At 52.3% G+C, this 22,441-nt stretch carries 18 protein-coding genes (1 of these 18 cut by a window edge); 8 read left to right on the top strand and 10 right to left on the bottom strand.

The window, feature by feature from the left end:
• Window positions 1-43 precede the first annotated feature (43 nt).
• The 3 genes from AC2IAX_RS08655 to AC2IAX_RS08645 form a co-directional block, all read right to left on the bottom strand.
• Window positions 44-1,309, bottom strand: a complete 1,266-nt coding sequence (locus AC2IAX_RS08655; RefSeq protein ID WP_494390186.1) for a hypothetical protein — start codon at window positions 1,307-1,309, stop codon at window positions 44-46.
• A gap of 20 nt (window positions 1,310-1,329) precedes the next feature.
• Entirely contained in the window at window positions 1,330-2,985 is a 1,656-nt protein-coding gene (locus AC2IAX_RS08650) for an AAA family ATPase (RefSeq protein WP_494390185.1), read from the bottom strand.
• A gap of 212 nt (window positions 2,986-3,197) precedes the next feature.
• Window positions 3,198-3,644, bottom strand: coding sequence for a DUF29 domain-containing protein (locus AC2IAX_RS08645; RefSeq protein WP_494390184.1), 447 nt, complete (start codon window positions 3,642-3,644; stop codon window positions 3,198-3,200).
• A gap of 288 nt (window positions 3,645-3,932) precedes the next feature.
• Between AC2IAX_RS08645 and acnB the strand changes: the two genes are divergently transcribed.
• The 3 genes from acnB (at window position 3,933) to AC2IAX_RS08630 (ending at window position 7,787) form a co-directional block, all read left to right on the top strand.
• Window positions 3,933-6,524: a bifunctional aconitate hydratase 2/2-methylisocitrate dehydratase gene (gene acnB / locus AC2IAX_RS08640; protein ID WP_494390183.1), complete on the top strand. Its 2,592-nt coding sequence runs from the start codon at window positions 3,933-3,935 to the stop codon at window positions 6,522-6,524.
• Between the two features lie 335 nt (window positions 6,525-6,859).
• Window positions 6,860-7,285, top strand: a complete 426-nt coding sequence (locus AC2IAX_RS08635) for a transposase (RefSeq protein WP_494390182.1) — start codon at window positions 6,860-6,862, stop codon at window positions 7,283-7,285.
• 169 nt (window positions 7,286-7,454) lie between these two features.
• Window positions 7,455-7,787 (top strand): low molecular weight protein tyrosine phosphatase family protein, encoded by a 333-nt coding sequence (locus AC2IAX_RS08630; protein WP_494390332.1) that lies wholly within the window; start codon window positions 7,455-7,457, stop codon window positions 7,785-7,787.
• Window positions 7,788-7,859: 72 nt separating this feature from the next.
• On the opposite strand, the gene AC2IAX_RS08625 is transcribed toward AC2IAX_RS08630, so the two are convergent.
• Window positions 7,860-8,450, bottom strand: a complete 591-nt coding sequence (locus tag AC2IAX_RS08625; protein WP_494390181.1) for a Uma2 family endonuclease — start codon at window positions 8,448-8,450, stop codon at window positions 7,860-7,862.
• Window positions 8,451-8,705: 255 nt separating this feature from the next.
• Window positions 8,706-11,174 (bottom strand): primosomal protein N', encoded by a 2,469-nt coding sequence (gene priA / locus AC2IAX_RS08620; RefSeq protein ID WP_494390180.1) that lies wholly within the window; start codon window positions 11,172-11,174, stop codon window positions 8,706-8,708.
• 282 nt (window positions 11,175-11,456) lie between these two features.
• Between priA and AC2IAX_RS08615 the strand changes: the two genes are divergently transcribed.
• Window positions 11,457-13,112 (top strand): P-loop ATPase, Sll1717 family, encoded by a 1,656-nt coding sequence (locus AC2IAX_RS08615; RefSeq protein WP_494390331.1) that lies wholly within the window; start codon window positions 11,457-11,459, stop codon window positions 13,110-13,112.
• A gap of 79 nt (window positions 13,113-13,191) precedes the next feature.
• Here AC2IAX_RS08615 and AC2IAX_RS08610 read toward each other — a convergent pair whose 3' ends face one another.
• Window positions 13,192-13,428, bottom strand: a complete 237-nt coding sequence (locus tag AC2IAX_RS08610; protein WP_494390179.1) for a hypothetical protein — start codon at window positions 13,426-13,428, stop codon at window positions 13,192-13,194.
• Window positions 13,429-13,515: 87 nt separating this feature from the next.
• A complete protein-coding gene (vapB, locus tag AC2IAX_RS08605) occupies window positions 13,516-13,728 on the bottom strand; it encodes a type II toxin-antitoxin system VapB family antitoxin (RefSeq protein ID WP_494390178.1) in 213 nt (70 codons plus the stop codon).
• A 29-nt stretch (window positions 13,729-13,757) separates the two neighbouring features.
• On the opposite strand from vapB, the gene AC2IAX_RS08600 reads away from it, so the two are divergent.
• A complete protein-coding gene (locus AC2IAX_RS08600) occupies window positions 13,758-13,994 on the top strand; it encodes a hypothetical protein (RefSeq protein WP_494390177.1) in 237 nt (78 codons plus the stop codon).
• A gap of 318 nt (window positions 13,995-14,312) precedes the next feature.
• Window positions 14,313-14,786 carry an NAD(P)H-quinone oxidoreductase subunit N gene (locus AC2IAX_RS08595; RefSeq protein WP_099531486.1) on the top strand — a complete coding sequence of 158 codons (474 nt, stop codon included), beginning with the start codon at window positions 14,313-14,315 and terminating at the stop codon, window positions 14,784-14,786.
• Window positions 14,787-14,928: 142 nt separating this feature from the next.
• On the opposite strand, the gene AC2IAX_RS08590 is transcribed toward AC2IAX_RS08595, so the two are convergent.
• The gene (locus AC2IAX_RS08590; protein WP_494390463.1) at window positions 14,929-15,222 is read right to left on the bottom strand and encodes a hypothetical protein; all 294 of its coding nucleotides are present in this window, start codon (window positions 15,220-15,222) and stop codon (window positions 14,929-14,931) included.
• Window positions 15,223-15,479: 257 nt separating this feature from the next.
• Here AC2IAX_RS08590 and AC2IAX_RS08585 point away from each other — a divergent pair, with 257 nt between their 5' ends.
• A complete protein-coding gene (locus AC2IAX_RS08585) occupies window positions 15,480-16,433 on the top strand; it encodes an SGNH/GDSL hydrolase family protein (protein ID WP_494390176.1) in 954 nt (317 codons plus the stop codon).
• Between the two features lie 24 nt (window positions 16,434-16,457).
• On the opposite strand, the gene pheT is transcribed toward AC2IAX_RS08585, so the two are convergent.
• Window positions 16,458-18,944 (bottom strand): phenylalanine--tRNA ligase subunit beta, encoded by a 2,487-nt coding sequence (gene pheT, locus AC2IAX_RS08580; RefSeq protein WP_494390175.1) that lies wholly within the window; start codon window positions 18,942-18,944, stop codon window positions 16,458-16,460.
• 1,059 nt (window positions 18,945-20,003) lie between these two features.
• Here pheT and AC2IAX_RS08575 point away from each other — a divergent pair.
• Window positions 20,004-21,575, top strand: a complete 1,572-nt coding sequence (locus AC2IAX_RS08575) for a serine/threonine-protein kinase (RefSeq protein WP_494390174.1) — start codon at window positions 20,004-20,006, stop codon at window positions 21,573-21,575.
• A 141-nt stretch (window positions 21,576-21,716) separates the two neighbouring features.
• Here AC2IAX_RS08575 and nadC read toward each other — a convergent pair whose 3' ends face one another.
• A protein-coding gene (gene nadC / locus AC2IAX_RS08570; RefSeq protein WP_494390173.1) for a carboxylating nicotinate-nucleotide diphosphorylase crosses the window boundary here: on the bottom strand, window positions 21,717-22,441 show its 3' portion. Its footprint extends 157 nt past the window's final position; 725 of the gene's 882 nt are visible here — the last part of the coding sequence; the start codon falls outside the window, past its right edge; its stop codon occupies window positions 21,717-21,719.

Raw genomic sequence — 22,441 nt, 5'->3', positions numbered from 1 at the left:
CCTCCTGCTCTATAACTCAATTATGGTGGAAGTTTTAAGTTGATTACTGAATTGAATTAGGGTTTCTGTTTGCAGATAGTGTCCGAATTGGTGCAACAGAACAACACCATGCTGTGACATTTTCACCAATTTCCTCCCATACCTTGCCTACTATGGGATCTTCTAAACAGGGAGAACTTAGTAAATCGGTAAATGTTGTCTCTTTTCTCTCTTTCTCTTCCTGAACAAAATATTCGGAAACATCTTTAAGGATTTCTCCTAAGGCAGGAGTTATAAAGCACTCGCATTTATTGATCTCTTCTTTTATTGGTTTGTGCTCTGGATTCTTCAAGCACTTTTTTTCTTTTATACATTCTGATTTCATGCTGCATAGCTTTGATTTTTTGAATAGATAAGTTGCATAGCCTATCCAGAATTGATAAATTTGATCACCTGGTTTCTTGATTAAAATCTTGCCAAGTCTCGTTCCATTTTTTATGTCGGCATACCATAGAATATGATGCTCTCGTTTTTGAAAGGAATATTGGCTGTGGAAATCTACTAGCTCCTTGAAAAGCAATAATTGTTGTCTCTTGTCATCTTTTTTCTTCATGAGGATAAAATGCTCATAAATCTCATAGAAAAATAGATTTTCTATATCTCGAACTGGAATTATATAAGTGCTACATCTTACCGTACGATTACTACGATGGGCATCAATCAATGCTTTTGCGGTACTACCATATCCGTCCAGTCCGCGTCCTGACTCGATAGTAGGTGCTTGTCTATCGCTATCTGCTATACCCAAACAGAATACTGATTCCTCTATTTGAGCACACTGAAATTTTTGTCCAATAGTGTCACCGCCACCTGCATCTGGAGTACAACATATTCTTATTGATGAACTTAATCCCTTTTCTCTAAGGTAACTCTCTGCTATTTTTCGATAAACTCTTGCATCTCTTAAATTTTCACCAAGTAACTTTGTTGGCTGAATTAAAGAGGACTGGGAAAATTCTGCAATATTCAATACTACTTCAGAAGAATTCTCTGTATGGATAGAACTTGTATTTTGCTCTACTACTCTTGCATAAATTTTAAGTTTCTTTCTAATTGAATTTAGATCTTGAAGTTTGTTATATAAATCAAAATAGACTCCACGTTCTCTTGACCCTAAGGCTTTTGACTTTGCCAGTAATTTAATAATAGTTCGATCTCCTGAAATAATATGATTTCCCTCTATTGCGCCCAAAGCAATATTAGAAAAAGAGTCTATGTATGATTCAATAATCTCGTCTGATGCCAGAGATTCATGGAGATGGATAAACATCTAAATTAATCCTGATTTTTCTAAACAAGATCTGCTTCTAAAAAGCCAATAGGCCAGTCTTTTAAAAGTCCATCCTCGTCGTAAGAAGTTGTTGTGATAATTGCATTTCCTGTTTCTTCATCTTTTTCAAAAATAACTACATTAACATCGTCAAATTTTAGTAGGTGGTTGGCAATCTGATGACCAAATCGATTGATAAAGACTGGACTATGAGTTTCAAGAACAAGTTTCAAGTTTATGTTGTTAGCCTTTGCTACATATATTGAATTAATTAAAGCATCAACTAGAAGTCCCTGAAACTTAGGATGCAGATGTAACTCTGGCTGCTCAATAGCGATAGTAAAAATTCGATTTTGATCTACTTGTCCAGAATTTATAACCCTCCATAGCTGAGTAATTATCGGTAAAATTTGAGCAAAGCCAGACCCTGTATCAGCAAGATTTATTTTTTTAGAGACTTTCACATCTTGAATTTTTATACTGACATGATGATCATTGCTTTCAACATCAACAGTAAAGTGAAAATTTTTTTTAGTCCATTCTGAAAAGTTAGCTTTTTCCTTGGTGGTGAGGCTTTTTAAAATCATAGCCAGATTATCTCCATTAGGATTAACCTCATCAACCATGGATGGGTCATAACGATAGTACCGTTGCGCTGTAGCTCGAAGGGGGGCAAGGTAGAGAATCCTCTCAGAAAAGAACCTGAGATATAAGGAACAGACTCTAAGAATTGAAGGTGTCTGAGCTGCAATAGCAAAATCTCTAATGATTTGAAAACCCTCACTACTCTCATTCCAGTTAATAATCTTATTCCTCCAGCTTTTTGGCTTAGTTGAACCTCGTCTCTTATCCCAATCCAGGGCAAATTTCTTGTAAGATTCTAGAACAACACTAGGAGATCCCATTTTTTTTGTAAAACCATTAACTAGAGACTGCAAAGTTTCGTTCCTAGTGTTGCTGCGAAGATTTAAAGTCTCCTTGATTTTTTTTGTTAATAAAGAACGAAACTCTCTATCGAGAAAGTGGGACATAACTGGATGAAGATCCAGAAAATCGGTATCCTCGTTTGCGTCTTCTTCTAACTTCCTATTGAAGACCAGATCAGGAATAGGCCCTCCACTAGTGATAAGTCTCCACCTATATTGAGTATCCAGCTCTGTCAATATATCTCTATGGTTAACCAAGAACTTAGTTAAGTCCCCACAAGATTCGCATTCGATTAGAACATGTTGATCATCAAGAAAAATTTCGAGTTTTCTTACATTTTCAGTTTCCAATTGTTTATCCAAAGCAATTTCTAGGGATAAGGCTATGTCTGGAAGATCTGCTTGCCTCAACAACCTAAGTGGATGGTTAATGAAATTATAGAAGCTTGAATCAGATCTAGAAAGGTATTGAAGTGATTCTCTCTCAAAACAAAACGAAAAACAGATATCTTGGCTCGTGTCACCCCCAGTTACGACTTCCTGAAAGCTGCCAAAATCAAGCGTGTTTTTGTCATACCAAACGATGGGAATTGCTGAAGAGATTTTGTAGCTTTGCTTTAGAAGTGGCATGAATCGTAAGAATGAGCTTTTTCCTGATCCGTTGCCACCAATTAAGAGCGTTATTGGCTTGATTTCAATATGTTGGGTGTCTGATAAATTTCTAAAATTCTTCAATCTTAAACTTTTCATTCTCTGTACTCTCCGTCTGAGCGCTGGACAATGGCTATGATTTTTACCAGATATTCTGGCTCAAATGCTATTCTATGCCTATATCGCTGCTGATTGAGTGGAGCAACCGCTACAGTGCCAGGAAATACTCCTCACGATCGTAGGCGGTTAGTTATGATCGCCCATGTTCGGTATCACTGCCACAGCGATCGGGGAAGATAGACCCTCAATCCTCAGTCTTCCAGTTTGACTTCCTGGGTCATCGCCTGATCCCACGCAAAGGGCAACTCGATCGGGAACGTCTCCACAGATAAACCCGTTTCCGCTTGCGCCTTGGTACGGGCATCGGCATAGGCAACGATCGCCGCTTCTGGTAGCCAGGGTTTAAAACTTGGATTATCCGCTAGCAGCCGCTGAATTTCGAGCCGAGCATCCACAATACTGACCAACCAAGAGCGCGATCGCCGATCGCCCTGATAGTGCCATTTCAAGAGATGCAAATAGAGGCGGGTGATTTGGCTCAATAAAGCGCGACGTTCAGAGCGTCCCAAGCTTTCGAGTTCCTCAATAATATTGTCAATATCTAGGGTGCTGAGTTGCCGCGATCGCAACAGCGCCGTTTGCTGCTGAATCCAGCCATAAAAATCTGATTCATAGGATATGGGTCGATCGGTAGACATCGCTATTCGAAAAGCCTCTAACCGAGTGAGTCAGCGCCCGATCTCTTGACACTAACCAAGCATTGATGACGCTAGGTGAGTATGCGGGACTGGCTGAATCATTACAGCCTAGCCAACCTTTTTCTAGATTGACCAGGCAGGGACTCAGCAACCCGATCATCACTGGATCGCCCCAAGCGTTCACGACGATCGCCCGCTTGCAACTGACCCCTGCGATCCTAGACTGTTAAGCACGATCGCCGATGCTCGGCATCACCGCTACAGCGCTCGCAGGAGACAGAACACACCATGCTCGAAGCTTATCGCCAACAGGTCGAAGAACGCGGTCAACTGGGCATTCCCCCCTTGCCCCTCGATGCCGCCCAAACCAGCGACCTGTGTAAGCTACTGGAAACCCCACCCGCCGGGGAAGAAGAATTTTTGATGCACTTGCTGTGCGATCGCGTGCCCCCCGGTGTGGATGAGGCGGCCTATGTGAAAGCGGCATTCTTGACCGCGATCGCCAAAGGAACCACCACCAGTCCCCTGATCACCCCCCAAGGCGCAGTCGCCATCCTCGGGCAAATGGTCGGTGGCTACAACGTGCAATCCCTCGTGGACTTGCTGAAAGCGAAGGACGCGGGCATTGCCCAAGCCGCTGCCACCGCCCTCAGCAAAACCACCTTGGCTTTTGATGCGTTCAACGACGTGCTGGAACTGTCGGAGCGCAACCCCTACGCCAAACAGACGATCGATGCTTGGGCCAACGCTGCTTGGTTCATCAGCCGCCCCAAACTGGCCGAGGCGATCACCGTCACGGTGCTGAAAGTGCCCGGCGAAACCAATACCGACGACCTCTCGCCCGCCACCCACGCCACCACCCGCCCCGATATTCCGCTGCACGCCTTGGCGATGCTGGAAACCAAGATGCCGGAAGCCCTGGGCCTGTTGCCGGAGCTGAAGGCCAAGGGCCACCCGATCGCCTATGTGGGTGATGTGGTCGGTACGGGGTCTTCGCGCAAATCGGCGATCAACTCCGTGTTGTGGCACATCGGCGACGACATTCCCCACATCCCCAACAAGCGGGCCGGCGGCGTGATTTTGGGCGGCAAGATTGCGCCGATTTTCTTCAACACGGCGGAAGATTCGGGGGCCCTGCCGATCGAGTGCGACGTGGCCCAACTGAACACCGGCGACGTAATCACGATCTATCCCTACAAGGGCGAAATCACGAACGAAGCGGGCGAGGTGATCAGCACCTTTAGCCTGAAGCCCGAGACGATCGTTGATGAAGTGCGGGCCGGCGGTCGGATTCCGCTGCTGATCGGTCGCAGCCTGACGGATAAAACCCGCGAAGCCCTCGGCCTGGAACCCAGCACCCTGTTTGTGCGCCCTGCCGCCCCCGCCGACACCGGCAAAGGCTTCACCCTGGCCCAAAAGATGGTCGGCAAGGCCTGCGGTTTGCCCGGTGTGCGCCCCGGCACGTCTTGCGAACCGCGCATGACCACCGTGGGTTCCCAGGACACCACCGGCCCCATGACCCGCGACGAGCTGAAGGAGTTGGCTTGCCTCGGGTTCAGCGCTGATCTGGTGATGCAAAGCTTCTGCCACACGGCGGCCTATCCGAAGCCGGTGGATCTGGAAACCCACGCCAACTTGCCGGACTTCATCGCCCAGCGTGGCGGCGTGGCCCTGCGCCCCGGCGACGGGATCATTCACTCCTGGCTGAACCGGATGCTGCTGCCGGACACGGTGGGCACGGGCGGCGACTCCCACACCCGTTTCCCGCTGGGCATTTCCTTCCCGGCCGGTTCCGGGTTGGTGGCCTTTGCGGCGGCGTTGGGCGTGATGCCGTTGGATATGCCCGAGTCGATCCTAGTGCGGTTCAAGGGCAGCCTGCAACCGGGCGTGACCCTGCGGGATGTGGTGAACGCGATTCCCTACGTGGCAATTCAGCAAGGCAAGCTGACCGTCGCCAAGGAGAACAAGCAGAACATCTATTCCGGCAAGATCATTGAAATGGAAGGGCTGCCGGATCTGAAGCTGGAGCAGGCCTTTGAGCTGACCGATGCGACGGCCGAGCGATCGGCTGCCGGTTGCACGATCGCCCTGAGCGTGGAAACCGTGGCGGAATACCTGCGATCGAACGTCACCCTGCTGAAGAACATGATCGCCCGGGGCTACGAAGATGCCCGGACGATCGCCCGCCGGATTGCCCAGATGGAAGCCTGGTTGGCGAATCCATCGTTGATGACCGCCGATGCGGATGCGGAATACGCCGACATCATCGAAGTGGATCTCGATCAACTGGTGGAACCCCTGGTGGCCGCGCCCAACGACCCGGACAACATCAAAACCCTGTCTGATTGCGTGGGCGACCCGGTGCAAGAGGTGTTCATCGGTTCCTGCATGACCAATATCGGTCACTTCCGCGCCGCCGCCAAAGTGCTCGAAGGGGCCGGCAAAGCCAAGGCCCGCCTCTGGATCTGCCCGCCGACGCGGATGGACGAAGAAATGCTGCGTCAGGAAGGCTACTACGAGATCTTTGAGGCGGCCGGTTGTCGGTTGGAAATGCCCGGTTGTTCCCTCTGCATGGGCAACCAAGCTCGCGTGGAAGACAACACCACCGTGTTTTCGACCTCAACGCGCAACTTCAACAACCGGATGGGCAAGGGGGCGCAAGTCTACCTTGGCTCGGCGGAGTTGGCGGCGGTCTGTGCCCTGTTGGGTCGAATTCCCAGCCGTGAGGAATACCTGGAAGTGGTGAAGGGCAAGATCGATCCGCTGGCGGGCGATTTGTACCGCTACCTCAACTTCGATCAGATCGATGGTTTTGAGGATCAAGGGCGATCGGTCTCGAAGGAAGACCAAGAGAAGGTGCTGATCGGCGCAAGTCGTTAATTAGGCGCATCAATTCTGGTAGGGGCGTACCGCCGTACGCCCTCCGGCAGGGCCGATCAATTGAAACGGCGATCTTTGGGGTTTGGGATCTTGCATACCGGAGGGCGCATGGCGATGCGCCCCTATGGAGAATGGTGGTTTTTGGATTGGAAATTGTGTTGATCGGGCGTTGAAAGATGGCGTACAACCCGGCGATTCATCATAGGCGATCAATTCGATTAAAGGGATTTGATTATTCGCAGTCAGCCGTTTATTTCGTGACGCTTTGTTGTTATCAACGGGAATGTTTATTTGGAACAATCTCACAGGACAAAACCGTTCTGAACGAATTGGGAATGATCGTCAGGAATGAATGGTTACGAAGTTTTGAAATTCGGGATGAATTAAAGCCGGATGCTTGGGTGATCATGCCCAATCACTTCCATGGGTTGTTGTGGTTTGATCGCCCGATCGTGCAGATACAATCACCGAGTAATGAGAGCAAACCGGTTGATGACAGTATGCTGGGCAAAAGTCAGTTGAGGCGGCCGGCGCGATCGCTGGGATCTGTAATTGCCGGTTTCAAAGCAGTGACCACCAAACGCATCAACCAACATCGGAACGCTCCAGGCACACCGGTTTGGCAGCGAAATTATTATGAGTCGATCGTGCGGGACGATCGAATGCTGAACCATATTCGGGACTATATTGAAAATAATCCGCGATCCTGGTCAACCGATTCCCTACACCCCAATAATATTCCCAGAAATCATCCCCCGTAGGGGCGTACCGCCGTACGCCCTCCGCCAGAGGTGATCGATTCAAACGATAATTCTTGGATTTCGGGATCTTGCGTATCGGAGGGCGCATCGCCATGCGCCCCTACGAAAATTGTGGCTTTTGGATCGTTATCATGAAGTCATTAACTTGACCATAACTGATCTCTGGACAATGCCAAAAATCTTGTTTGTTTGTGCGCAAAATAAGCTGAGAAGCCCAACTGCTGAAGCAATTTTTTCGAGATTTGATCAGTTAGATTGTTTGTCGGCGGGAATTCACCAATCAGCGAACAATCCACTCGATCGGGAGCTGATTGCATGGGCAGACGTGATCTTTGTGATGGAGACGAAACATAAAACTAAAATTCAACAGCGATTTCGTTCGTCTCTCAATGGCAAAAGAATCATATCGCTAGACATCCCAGATCAATTCCAATATATGGATCCAGCACTGATTGCACTGCTTGAGAAGCGCGTTGGGCCACATATTCAGAAGTTTCTCTAAGGTTGTGAACGATCAAATGCTGCGAACTAGGATTAATTGCATTTGATCGATGGGATGGTGGAATCTGTTGAATTATTCTGAAAATTCCACTTTGTCGTATAAGTCGGCTAGGGCAATTTCTAGGGCGATCGACTCCAATTTTAAGCTGGCTTCTAACCCGATCGCATCATTTAATAACCAGCCTCGATCGTGTTTTACGTAATGGGCAACCTGTGGCCGAGTTTGCGAAATCGCCAAATATTCCCCAAAGCCAGGAATCGTGCGATAGGACATAAACTTATCGCCAATGTCGTAGTCTTCAGTTGATTTTGACAGCACCTCCGCCAACAGAATCGGATTCATCACGGTATCCTTGCGACCCGGTTTCAACTCCAACGGATCGCGCGTCACCATCACATCGGGATAGGTGTAGCGATCGACCTCGGGAATCCACAACCGTTGATCTGCTACAAAAGCTCGGTAAGGCTGACGGCGCAGCGCAAATGTCAAAATGGCGATTAAATTAGCTGAAATTTGGTTATGAGTTGGTGTGCCGCCGGCCATGGGAGTGATGATTCCTTGATCGTAATCGTGACGTTGTTCGGAGCGAGTGTCTAGTGCAAAATAGTCATCCTCCGTTTGCTTGGGCAGACTAGAAATAGGCTGAACGGGTGTAGCAACCATCGTGAATTACTCCAAAAAAATGGTAATTAACTACTGCATCTTGGGTCGGTTGGGTTGAGGCACGAAACCCAACAGAATATCTATGTGGCATTGATCGAGGTGGGTTTCGCAAGCTCTACCCAACCTACTGAAAAGTCTTTAAGTTGAGTCAATAATTCAGAATAGACATGACGATCGCCCCAAGGGGAATAAAACAACTATTGCTATTGTCGCGATTTTGATGGGAGCGGAGCAAGTCGATCGCCCCCTTTTCGCCTACAAAAAATTCAGGGGATCCACATCGATCGTCAGGCTGACACCCGGTAAGCAAGCCGATCGCACCTCCAGCAAATTGGCCGGGCGATCGCCCTCGGGGGGAATCCGGATCAGCAGTTGCCAGCGGAATCGATTGGCAATTCGCCCCACTTGCGCCCGCTCCGGCCCCAATAGATCGAAGGCGCGATCGCCCCGACCCGTTTCCAATAGCGCCGCCACCTGCTCGGCACTGCGCCCCACCGCCGCCTCATCGGGGCCACTCAGCCGCACCAGGATTAGTTGTCCCACGGGCGGATAGTTGAGCGCCGCCCGCATCTCCCGTTCCTGCTCCAAAAAGCGGGGATAGTCGTAATTGGCAACCGCCCCGATCGCCGGGTGTTCGGGGCTGTAGGTTTGCAAAATCACCCGCCCTGGTTCCTCGCCGCGGCCGGCCCGCCCCGCCACCTGCAACAGGGTTTGCACCGCCCGCTCGCCGGCCCGCACATCGGACAGATTCAGTAACCCATCGGCGGCGATCGCTCCCACCAGTGTCACCTGCGGCAGATCAATCCCCTTGGTCAGCATTTGCGTTCCCACCAGCAAATCCGCCTCGCCTCGGGCAAAGCGATCGAGCAAAATCCGGTGGGCATCCTTGGTGCGGGTCGTGTCGCTGTCGTAGCGCAAAATTCGCAGGTCGGGCCATTGCCGCTCCAGTTCCCGCACCACCCGCTGCGTGCCGCTGCCGAAATGCTTCAGGTAGGGCGACCCACAGGCGGGACAGGCGGGCGGGTGCAGTTGCCCAAAGCCGCAAAAGTGGCAGCGCAGCAGGGGTTGCGCCGTTTCCCGTTGGTGGTGAAACGACAGGGACACATCGCAATGGGGGCACATCATCACATGGCCACAACTGCGACAGGAGACGAAGGTGCTGTGGCCCCGCCGTTGCACAAATAGGATTCCTTGGCGGCCGGCGGCGATCGCCTCATCGATCGCCCCTTGGAGCGATCGGCTAAAGATCGATCGATTGCCGTCCCGCAACTCCTGGCGCATATCCACCACCTCGACCGGCGGCAGGGGGCGACCATGCACCCGATCGGGCAGGGAGACATAGACTGATTGGCTCGTCCAGGTTTCCAACGACGGCGTGGCCGACCCCAACACCAACGGGCAACCCACCAAGCGCGATCGCCACTGGGCTACCTGTCTGGCGTGGTAGCAGGGCGTTGGGGAATCTTGCTTGAAGCTGGGATCATGCTCCTCATCGAGCAACATCAGACCCAAATTCGGCAGGGGCGCAAACACAGCCGATCGCGTGCCAATCACCACTTGGGGCGTGCCGTCGAGCATTTTGCGCCAAGTGTCGTAGCGCTCCCCGTCCGAGAGGCCGCTGTGGTAAACGCAAACCTGGGAGCCGAACCGCGCCCGAAACCGATCGGTTAGCTGCGGCGTGAGACCAATTTCAGGAACCAGCACCAACGCCGACTGACCCCGCGCCAACACTGGGGCGATCGCTTGCAGATAAACTTCCGTTTTGCCGGAACCCGTCACCCCGTGCAGCAGGGCCGTTTGGCCCGATTCCAAACCGTGGATCGTTTCCAGGGCGGTGGCTTGGGCCGGGGTCAGGATTTTGGGGCGATCGCGTTGGCCCGAGTCGTGCTGGTCGCCGCGCAAAATTTCCCGCGCCTCCAAAATGAGCCAGCCCTTTTCTTCGAGCGATCGCAAGGTGCCACTGCTGGTGCGCCCGAGGGCGATCAACTCCTGAGCCAGCAGCTCCCCGCCGCGCCGCTGCAAAATTCCGATGATTTCCCGTTGGCGCGGGGTTAGCGGTTCCCCTTCGCCAATCAAGATCGCCATCTGTTGGCGCTTGGGTTTCGGGGCGCTGGGCGATTCCAAATAGCTGACCAGCCAGCCGCGCCGCACCAAGTCCCGCAAGCCCCGATCGCCCCCAGGAAATTTCTGTTGCAGAAAGCGCCAACTGTAATCGCGCCCCGACTGCGATCGCAGCCATTGCCACAACCGCAGGGCGATCGGACTCAGCAGGGTTTCCGCCACGCCCGCCGCCGCCGAAGCCGGGAGCGGGTCTGCCAGTCGCACCCGCCGTTGTGCCCGCCCCAACACCCCCGGCGGCAGGGCCACCCGCGCCACCTGGATCAGCGACGCGCAATAGTAGTCGGCGACCTGCGCCAACAGTTGCCAATAGTCGGGGGAAAACAGACCGCTGGCCACGACTCCTTCGACTTCCCGCAGCCGATCGGGATCGATTCCCTCGGGCAACTGCTCCCAACAACGCAGGGCGATCGCCCCAACCGATCGCCCACCAAAGGGCACGGTCAGCACGTCCCCGGGCCCGATCGCCTGGTCTGCCCCGATCGTGTAGGTGTAGGCCTCGGTCACGCCGGGACAGTCCACCAACACTTCCACATAGCCCGTCGCGGCCGACAACTCGGGCAAGGCCGGCGCGATCGGCGTTTCTCGTAATTCGGTTTCGAGCATTCGCCTCACCGCTCGATCGAACCCCTACCCTACTCGATCGGCGAGACCAGCAAAAGTTATGCACCTGATGCCTAGATCATTGACCGTGAAAGCAACGAACACAACACCAATGCGTCAAAACATCAGCGCAAAATAAAAATGTAAACTTTCACAAAGAATCTCCTTTCTACCAGCATCCTCTGAAAAATTGAGCTATCTTGCTCTGTGAGAACAAAATCATGGCGCTTCATGTGATAAGGCTTCAAAGTATAAAACTATCAACTTTCTAAAGGCGTGAAGAAAATGGGATCTAAAAGAAATCGTAGTACAAGAAAAAAAGAAATCTCTATTAACCCTATGAAGTCAATGGCGATGGAGGGTATTGGAGCCTTGAGTGCAGAAGATGACAAAGGGCTGATAGACAATTTTATTGATGATATTTCAGCTCTTAGCCTCGCAGAAGACTTCTCAAGCCGAAAGTATATCCTCCTCGGAAGAACAGGATCGGGAAAAAGTGCAATTATTCAGAAAATCAAGCATGAGTGCATTGAAAATAATTTCTACTATGCCTTCATCGATAAGGGAGAAGATGATCTAGATCGAATCATATTGGAATCCAAAAAAGAACTTGGAGACATCTCTCCTGAAGATGAAAGTATCATCTTTAAGCTTGCTTGGCACTACGCAATCGTGATCAATCTTCTGAAAAGTAAGTATCCTGATCCAGACATTCAGAATTTTAAGCTATTCACAGACCGGGATCAAGAAATCTACGAATTCATTAAAAAAATATCTCCTGACAAACTTTACACAATGACCATCTCAGAGCTGTTTAACAAGCTTGTTAGAACGGTGAAACTGAGCATTTCCCAAAAGGTTGTTGGGGCAACTGTGAAAGCTGATATTGATCCCAAAGATATTTTCAGCGAAAAGTCTCGAACCTCCGCTCAGAAATCGAATCAAGTTTTAAATGAAGCGAGAGTTTTTGTACGTGAAAAGCTCTCGGGTGTTCTCGGAAAGAATAAAGCTTATATCTTAATTGATGACTTAGATATTGGTTGGGATCCAGAAAGTATCTCTCAACAACGTCTAATATCTAGTTTGTTTTCAATTCTCCAAGAATACTTGCATCAGGAAAACTTTAAGCCAATTGTTGCTTTGAGAACTGATATTTTTGACGGCTTGAAAGTACATCAACGTGAAAAGCAGCGAGATCAGATGATTGAGGTCTCCTGGACAGATAATTTGCTAGAGCAAATGCTGTCACGGAGAATCATGTCAATCTTTGGCGTTAATGACGTTCAATTTTTAAGCACATTTTTTGTTGGTGAAATTGATGGAACTCCACTTATTAAGTATATGATCTCAAAAACTTTAAACCGTCCACGAGATTTGCTAGATTTTTGCAATAAAGTCATCAAAGAGGCAAATAGTAAAGGTTCAGAAGTTGTTCGAGATTGCCATGTTAGCTCTGTGTTTATAGAGTATTCAATTGATCGCGTTCGTGCTCTGAATGACGAATGGAAAAGTATATATCCTGAAATTGAGACTTTACTAGATGAAATCGCTGGTTTTGCCAGTATTTCAAAGATTGAAAGTGGATTTTTGGCTAAAGAGTTCCAGCTTTTGTTGTCAAAAGTTCAAATCAAAATTTCAGCTAAAAATTATCAGAAGCGAGTACCATTAAAATGGTTTTCGGAAAATTTTAGCAACCTTGGTGAGCCACGTCCTATTTTTGAATTACTGTATAAACTTGGAGTTATATGTATTCAGAAAAAATCTAGAATTTATCAAGAATCTACAGAAGAAATCATGCCAGACGTATTTGGATCTGATACTTACATCAAAATTCATCCTATGTTTAGCCCCTATATCCAGAACTGCATAGGACGTGAAGGTGATCGACCACTCACCGAAGAGGAGATTCGCAAGATTATTAGTTCTCAATCAGACTTGTAGACGTTACTGAAAATAATTAGCCTGCCATATCGCAGGTGCTGTGAAGCAGTTAGTAGGTGGATATCTCCAAGTCTACGGGCTACTCAGCAATGATCTTGGCATTGAGCAGCGTAAAGATTCGATCTAACTCTAAAATTCCAGCCAATTCAACTGTTTCATCAGATGTTAATAATGCTTCTCGCTGTTTTTCGTTGAGGCTTTCTAATCGTTCTTGTAAGCATTCGCTAAATTCAAATAAAAACAGCTCTCGAACTGATTTGATCTGAATACCAGAGTCAATGAAAGATGACGGTTTAATCATCAGTTGAGCATTCATAGCCTGACCTCAGAATTAACAGAACGAAGTTTTCTCTTTGATTAGTACCAATTTTAGTTTAGAACCGTGTGTGAGTATCTAGCAACATTACACGTAGTCTCTGAGATCTTCTAATGGAGCATCAAAATCATCAGCTATCCAGATTTTGCCCTTTAATAAACCTGCTTTGCGTTTTTTAGCGGGTGCTGGTGTAGCAGGCTGTTGAGCATACTTCTCTAGCAAAAATTCGATGTAATGCAAAACCTCCAGTTGCAAAGGTTGTGGAAGTTGCTCAAGCTTCTTGAGAATCGCTGATTGCATTTTTAGAGACTATCCCGTGTTGTTTCGAGTTGACTAGAAACTTTCTCCACAGTAGCGCCGAGTTGATTGCCGCCGATCGCTTCAATCGGCAACGGGGAAATCCACAATCGCCCCTCTATGGCGTGGTCACTACCGGCTCCTTATGGAAGTTTCTGGAATTTCGGGGTGATCAAGCGCTGATTGATTTGCGGGAATACGCGATCGAACCGCTCGATCGGCTCTTTGGCATCCTGGTTAGTTGCGTGGAAGCGAAATCGCAGGATTAATTAAATAACGAATTCATTAACTGTTCAGTGGGCAGTTTCAATCAGCATCTTTGGCAAAACTGGCAATCGATCAACCCTGACGCAAACCGATCGAGCTGTTAGTTCCCAACGCCTCGATCGAGCTTCCAGGGCAGCGCTGGCCGAGCGGCTCGATCGAATCGCTATCGGACTCATGATCAAAAGCAATCGATTTCCCGCCCGATCGAACGCCTGTGGTTGAAACGGGCGTAGTAAGATTGCCTAGGGTCATCGACCAGCCCGTAATGGTTTGGGGTCGATCGCTCTAGTCCAGCATTCCGCGCGATCGCGCAAACGCTTATGGTAGCCCTGCAAGATAGTGTCTTCTCGCTTTTCGCAGACGGTAAGCGCCTGGTGCGCGATCTCGAAACCCACGGCGCTTTAGCCTTCTATGCGCCCTTGGAAGGGGGCTACGAAGGTCGCTATATTCGCCGCATCCGAGCCAATGGTTACACCGCCGTGAAACTGACGGCGCGTGGCTTAGGCGACCCGAATACTTACTTGACTGGGGTGCATGGGGTTCGTCCCGCCCACTTGGGCAAGAGAGACATTCAGACGTATTTCATTCCGCCCATCATTGAAACGCAGCTTACGGGCCTGTCGCCCCGTTCCAAGGGCTTGCTGATTTGGATTCTGGAAGGGTTTGTGCTCTCGCGCCAGGAAATTGAGTTTCTTTGCGCTCTGCCGAAGCTGGATCCCCGCGTGAAGGTGGTGGTGGAAATGGGGGGCGATCGGGCCCTGCGTTGGATGCCCCTGAAAAACACGCCTGTGTAGCACCCGGGTGGGTTAGGCGATCGCCTCGGGCCCGCCATCCTCAACCAAAATCAGAAAGCATCCAAAATAACCAAAAACCAGCGGCCGTTTCTGGCTGCTGGTTTTGTGTTGTATGGGCTGATAGTTCTAGGGCTAAATGGTACTAGCTCAGGCTGTAGGCGGATTGTAGCGCCCAAACAATCAGGGCTACGATGCCGCCCAGGATGAAGGTGGCAGAGAGAGCGATCGCCACGGGGCTATCGGCTCCCTTGAATTTCATAATGCCGCGATCGAGGTCTGACATGATCTTGTGGGGGTTGCGAAAGAGTTGCGAAAGATTGAAGTAGCTCGCCCGGGGAGATCGGCCGGTGACAAAATCGAGGAGTTGCGGGCCCCGGCGAGGGGACGGGCGCTCGATCGCTCGGTCGATCGCTGCTGAATGGGGGCTAGGAGCCAAACGAAATCGTAAAAATTTCCGGTACTGATTTTAGCGAGTCCGGACAGAAAACGGCCGCCTAATTCAGCAGCGGGGTGGGACTATTCTGCTTTGATGACATGTCTATAGTCCGATTTGATGACTTGCTTGCAGTCCTCGATCGTCCCCGGTTTGAGGTGAATGGGGTGGGCGATCGATGCTCGGAGGATGCGAAGAAACTGGGGGATCGGGGGTGATCCATGAATTGGGGATCGTGGTTATCGGCTGAGGAGTTGAGGATGGTTTTGGCACAGTGGCTCCTGTGGGGATGCTTCGGGGCGATCGCCCTATTTGCAATTGGGGAGGGTGTTTTGCGGTGGGGGTTTGGTTTTGGCCACCCACCGCTATATGTGGCTGATCCCCACACGGGGTATCGACTGAAGCCCGATCGGCAAATTCGGCGCTTTGGCAACCGGATTACGGTGAATGCTTATTCCATGCGCGGCCCGGCCCTGCGAGAGGGAACCACGCGGGTGTTGCTGTTGGGGGACTCCATCGCCAATGGGGGCTGGTGGACGGATGATGGGGCCACCATGGGGGCCCTGTTGGAGCGGGGCCTGATGCAACGATTGCCGGCCCAAGTGCGCGATCGCCCGATCGAGGTTTTAAATGCCTCGGCCAATTCCTGGGGCCCGCGCAATGAATTGGGCTATCTCCAAAGTTTTGGCACGTTTTCGGCGCAGGTGGTGGTGCTGCTGCTAAATACCGATGATTTGTTTGCGATGGCTCCCTCCTCATTGCCGGTGGGCCTGGATCCCAACTATCCCGATCGGGAACCGCCCTTGGCTTGGCTGGAACTGTGGCAGCGGGTGCGCCCACCCCAAATGCCACCTCAATTACAGAATCGCCCCCCAGAACCGGGCGATCGGGTGGGAATTAATCTGGCTGCGATCGCCCAAATTCGTGACCTCGCCCAAGAAAATCAGGCGGATTTTTTGGTGGCAATGACACCCCTGGTGCGGGAGGTGGCGGGCCAAGGGCGTGACTACGAGGCCAAGGCCCGCGATCGGCTGGTGGCGTTTGCCCGCCAGGAGGGAATTGAACTGCTGGATTTTTTACCGGATTGGCGGCTGGCTAACCGATCGGGACTATTCCGCGACTCCATTCACCTCTCGGAGCTGGGCAACGGGTTGGTGAGCCAGGCGATCGCGGATCGGGTGGCCAGTTTGCTCACCCTCTCCCGATCGCGCTAGGCCGCGGGTGGGTAGTCCTGATCTTTAGCTGCGGAGAGTCGCCCCAAACTTTTCGGTAATGGCATCGCGCACCTTTTGGTGCAACGGTTCCACATCCTCATCGGTCAAGGTGCGATCGGGACTGCGATAGAGCAGGCGGAAGGCCAAACTGCGTTGCCCCTCCGGCACCCGATCGCCCCGATATTCATCAAACAGCTCCACCTGTTCCAGCAAGGGCCGACCCGCCTTGGCCATGGTGCGCTCCAGCTCGGCCACGGTCACCTTGGTTGGCGCAAAGAAGGCCAAATCGCGGCTACTGGCAGGCAGGGTGGCATAGGGCACAAACTTCGGTTGTGGCGGTGCATCGTCGATCGCCACCTTGTAGATCGTTTCCAGATCTAGCTCAAACACATAAATCTCGGCGGGCAGATCCCGAGCCTGGCATAGCTCCGGGTGCAGTTGACCAAAGGTTCCTAGGCGGTTGCCCCGCAGCCACAGGGAAGCGGTGCGCCCTGGATGGAGCCGAGCATCTGCGCGATCGGCCTGGTATTCCACCGACAGATTCAGGCGATCGAACACCGCCTCTAAAATGCCCTTCGCCTCATACCAACTCAGGGGCGTTTCCTTGCCGCCCGCCGTCCAGCGGCCGCGCCGCGCATCGCCCCCCAGGATGCCGCCGAGCTTGTCTGCCTCAAACAGTCCATCCTCCTCAGACCAGAACACACGGCCAATTTCAAAGCCATTTAGCCCACCATTGCCCTGTTCCAGGTTGTATTGATAGGCATCCACGAGGCCGGAAATTAACTCCGTGCGCAGGGCCGAATATTCCGCGTAAAGGGGATTGGCCAAGGTTACCTGGCGGCCGCCCGCTGGCTTGCATAGGGAATAGTGCATCAGTTCCGTCAGGCCTTCCGCCCGAAACAGTTCCCGAATCTGACGCAGCAGGGCAATATCTGGCGGCAAGCAGCCAAATTCGCTCTTGGGCGGCAGGGTGCTCGAAAAGCGGTTGTAGCCAAACAGGCGAGCCACTTCTTCAATCAGGTCAATTTCCCGTTCTAGGTCTCGATAGCGATAGGGCGGCACGATTACTTCCCACTCGCGGCCGCTACCTTCGGGGGTTCCGGCGGTGGTCACCCGCAGTTGGCAACCCAAGCTGCTCAGGATTTGTTCCACGGCCTCGGCGGGCACAAAGTCGCGCAGGTCGCTAGCTTCATCAATCTTTTCACCCTCGGGCGGTTGCAGGGGCCCCAGGATTTGGTGCAAGCGATCGAGCCGTAAATTCAGGGTGCGGCTGAAGGTTTCCAGGGGCGGACGCGCATCGGCCTGGTCGCGGGCCACCACTTGCCCACCCGCCAATTGCAGAATCAGATCGATCGCCCGTTGCAGGGCCAAACCAAATTCCACCTGATTGGTGCCCCGTTCATAGCGGGTGGAAGCCTCCGTGCGAATCCCGATCGAGCGAGCCGATCGGCGTACGGCGGCCGGTTCAAACAGGGCCGCTTCCAACAGCAAATTGGTCGTGCTGCTATCCACCTCCGTTTCCTCGCCACCCATCACGCCGGCCAGGGCGATCGGGCGATCGTTCCCCGTAATCAACAGCGCCTGGGGCGAGAGCGATCGCTCCTGACCATCCAGGGTTTTCAGCGTTTCGCCCGCCCGGCCATAGCGCACCCCGATCGCCAACTCCGAACCACCGCAGACCCCTTGCAGTCGATCGCGATCAAAGGCATGGAGCGGCTGACCCCACTCCAACATCACCCAGTTGGTCACATCCACCACATTGCTAATCGGCCGCACGCCCGCCGACTGTAAGCGGCGCTGCAACCAATCCGGCGACGGGCCGATCGTCACGCCCTCAATCACCGTCCCCACATAGGCCGGACAGGCCTTGGATTCGCTAACCCGCACCGTCACCCCCGATCCCAGGCGATCGGGCAACGCGGCCGTCGTTGGTGGCAGCGTCACCGCACCCCCCACCAGGGCCGCCACCTCCCGGGCAATTCCCACCATGCTCAATGCATCGGCCCGGTTTGCCGTTGAAGTCACATCCAAAATCACATCATCCAGCCCCAACAGCGGCCGCACATCCATCCCCGCCGCCAGAGACTCGCCCTCCGCAAACACGTGGATCCCTTCCGACTCCTTCGTCAGACCCAATTCACTCAGGGAACAAATCATGCCCGCCGAAGGAACCCCCCGCAACTTCGTGGGTTTCAGCTTCAAATCCACCGCTGGCAGATAGGTGCCCACCGTTGCCACGGCCACCGTTTGCCCCGTCGCCACATTCTTCGCGCCGCAAACAATTGTTAAGGGTTCCGCCTGACCCACATCCACCGTACAAACACTCAGGCGATCGGCGTTGGGATGTTGCTGGCGATCGAGCACTTTGCCCACCACCACCCCATTAGCCAACGCCCGCAAATCCTCGATGGATTCCACCTCAAACCCTGATAAGGTCAGAGTTTCGGCCAACTGCTCCGCCGTCGCGTTGAAGGGGACCAGTTCACGCAGCCAGTTCAAAGAGATACGCATGAATTCAGTCTATCGATCGAGAATTGAATACTTCAGGTGGCGTGGTACTAGCCGAAGAACGGTAGTGGTTTTGTTCCATCCCAGTCCCAAACGCATAACCAACCCACTGCCGCTAAACCTTAGTATCTAAACCTTGGTATCTAGACCTGGGCTAACCCAACCCGACGGGACACCATCCACTGGCCATCTCCCGTTGGGTATCCCCCCTTAGGCATCATCGAGCGTGCTTGAGCGACCCACCCTGAGCCACAAAAGTCACCCACAAAGCTACAAAGTGTTCGGAAAGGTCAGCCAATTGGCGCAGCAGCACAGTAGGCTAGGAACGTCAGAGGCGCATCACTGCTCCCGGATGAGCATACTGCTGGGGGAACATCCCGGAAACTAGGCGTGATTGCTGCTAAATCTAAGCAACTCGAACAATCGAACACACCATTCCCTGAGGGGTGACAACCCTTCGGAAATTGATATTCCGGGAACCGACCAACCCCATCACCCAAGACGGAGGGCAGTTTGCCAAGGGACTATCTTAGCGCTCTTGGTTGGGCCAAGGGCTGATTTTCCGAGGGGCTGTGGGATCCCGCCCGATCAAAATCAGCATCACAACCCTTTCTTCGCTTGCCATCAGTCATCACCACCCGGCGAACGGGGGCGGAATTTAGGCCAGCGAAGTGGACTGATTCTTGGCAAATCACGCCTTCGTCAATGGCATGGTGAATGGCAAGGTTGTGTGAAATTTGGATGAAGCTAATCTGTCATCCCAGATCTCAATCCCAAATCTATCTGTGTCATTGATAACTCGTATGCTCCGAAAGAATACGTAAACAGCCCTAGCCACTGAATCCCAAAAACGCTACCAATTAACGCTTTATCCGAGTCTGTGAATGGTTGGTGCTGATCCGCAAGAGCGATCCTTAAGCAATCAAAGTCACCACCACCCGACTCCTTCAAACCCGTGCAACGATGAGCGCCTTTGGTATCGTAGAGATGAAAGATGCTGCTCGGGCTTGCAACGCATCGACCCCGCAACCGGATCGACTCTGCAATCCTTGGTGATGCCGGATGAGCTATTGCCTAAACCCTGCCTGTCCCCACCCCGAAAATCCCGACGAGGCCGAACGTTGTCAAACTTGCGGCTCATCGTTGCTATTGGGCGATCGCTATCGCATCCTCCGCGCCCTTGGCCAGGGGGGGTTTGGCGCGACGTTTTTGGCAGAAGATATCTCCCTGCCCGGTAGCCCCAAGTGCGTCATTAAGCAATTACGACCCGCCACCACCGCACCCCATGTATTTGAAATGGCGCGGAATCTTTTCCAGCGGGAAGCCAAAACCCTAGGCAAAATCGGCAATCATCCCCAAATTCCCCAACTTCTGAACTTTTTTGAACGGGATAAGGAGTTTTATCTTGTTCAGGAATTTGTGGATGGCATGACCCTGAAGGGTGAAGTGAAAAAGAATGGTCCCTACAGTGAAGCGGCTGTTCGGCAATTTCTCAGCGAAGCCCTGCCCATTTTGCAATACGTCCATTCCAATAAGGTGATTCACCGAGATATCAAGCCGGATAACCTCATTCGACGGGAACAGGATAAACGGCTTGTCCTCATTGACTTTGGCGCGGTAAAAGATCAGGTGCAAACGGGCCCCGTCTCTGACCAAACGGCCTTGACGGCGGTGTCGGTGGGAACCCCCGGCTATGCCCCACCGGAACAGTTATCCCTGCGCCCTGTTTATGCCAGTGATATCTATGCCTTGGGTGCAACCTGCATTTATTTGCTAACGGGGCGATCGCCCAAGGATTTGGACTATCACCCCACTACCGGTGAAATGATGTGGCAAAAATACGTCCACATCAGCGCTCACCTGGCCAATGTGCTGAAAAAAATGCTGGAAATTGCCGTCAAAAACCGGTATCAGCGTTCCGAAGATATCCTGCGGGCCCTCGACCTGGAGCCTTATATGGACGACTTGGCGCAGAGTATGGCGCTACCGGTCAGTACCGAGCCAACCCGTCCTTCCTTGGGAGGGAACTTTGGTGGGCCGCCCGTTGCCAACAACACTTCCCGTCTAGCCCAGTCCATCCGTGCCCGTCGATCGCGCCCTGAATTAACCGGCGGTCTCAACACGGGTAGCTCCTTATCGGGGGCAGCCGGTAACAGCGGTCGGGTGAGCGGCGGCAACAAACCCAAAGCCGGCGGCCCAATGCCATGGCTCAAGGGTAATGAAGTGCAAACCTATTACGCCAAAGGCCGCCGGGATTTCGCCGCCCACAACATCAGTCGTGGAGAACTGCCGAACGTCAACCTATCCGGCTGTATTTTTCGAGAGTCAAAGCTCGATAAGACAAACTTGCAGGGATCGAATTTAACGGAAGCAAACTTCGCCAAGGCCAGCTTGCTAGAGGCTAACTTACGCGGGGCCCAGCTCATTCGCGCCTATTTCCATACGGCGAATTTAGCCAAGGCCGACTTTCGCAAAGCCGACCTCAGCTACGCCAATTTTACGAATGCCAATCTTTCAGGGGCTAACTTCTGTGGCGCGAACCTGACCGGGGCCAAGATTGACGAAGAGCAGTTGGCGGTTGCTAAAACCAACTGGATGACCATCATGCCCAGCGGTAAGCGTGGCTTTATGTAGCTTGCTCCGTATCGGTTGCCATAGGTTGCATCGATTACGCTGCCTGTTAGTCCAGTTTGATCCAGTTGCCCATGGACTACTTCAGAGCAGAGCAGAGCTGAAGAGCAGGGCTGAATGGATGTTAGGGGTGATGTCAGCGGTCTACTGGGTGTCAGTGTTCTGGATACGCATACTAATGTCCAGCCAGCGGGATTGGGTCATTGGCGCACTGGTGGAAACGTAATCCACGCCGGTTTGCGCGATCGATCGCACCGTAGCCAGCGAAACATTGCCCGAAGCCTCAATTTTGACATGAGGAGCCTTGGCGCGAATCATGGCCACCGCCTCCCGCATCATCGCCAGTGGCATGTTGTCCAACATGATGATGTCTACCCCCGCTGTGATCGCCTCTGCCACTTGCGCCAGGGATTCCGTTTCTACCTCGATCGTCAAGGGATAGGGACAGAGCGATCGAACATGTTCCACCGCCACCGTCACCCCACCAGCCGCCGCCAGGTGGTTATCCTTCAACATCACCGCATCATCCAGTCCCATGCGGTGATTGACCGCACCTCCAACCTGAGCCGCATATTTCTCCAAAATCCTTAACCCTGGAATCGTCTTCCTCGTATCCGCTAACTGCGTGGGAAGTCCAGTCAGTTGCTCCACATACTGACTAGCCAGCGTTGCCACCCCACTCAAGCGCATCACCAAATTCAACGCCACCCGCTCGCCGCTGAGGAGTGCTTCCAGTGGTCCCGACACCTGCGCCAGCAATTGCCCAGGTACACAAGCAGCACCTTCCTCTACCTCGGTATTCCAAACCACCCGATCGTCCAGTAATTGGAAAACACGCCCCGCGATCGGCAGCCCAGCAATCACGCCCT

It is taken from the genome of Limnothrix sp. HT2024 (genome assembly GCF_059138625.1).
Note: the sequence above shows the minus strand (reverse complement) of the source record. Positions and strands in the feature narration are given on the sequence as shown.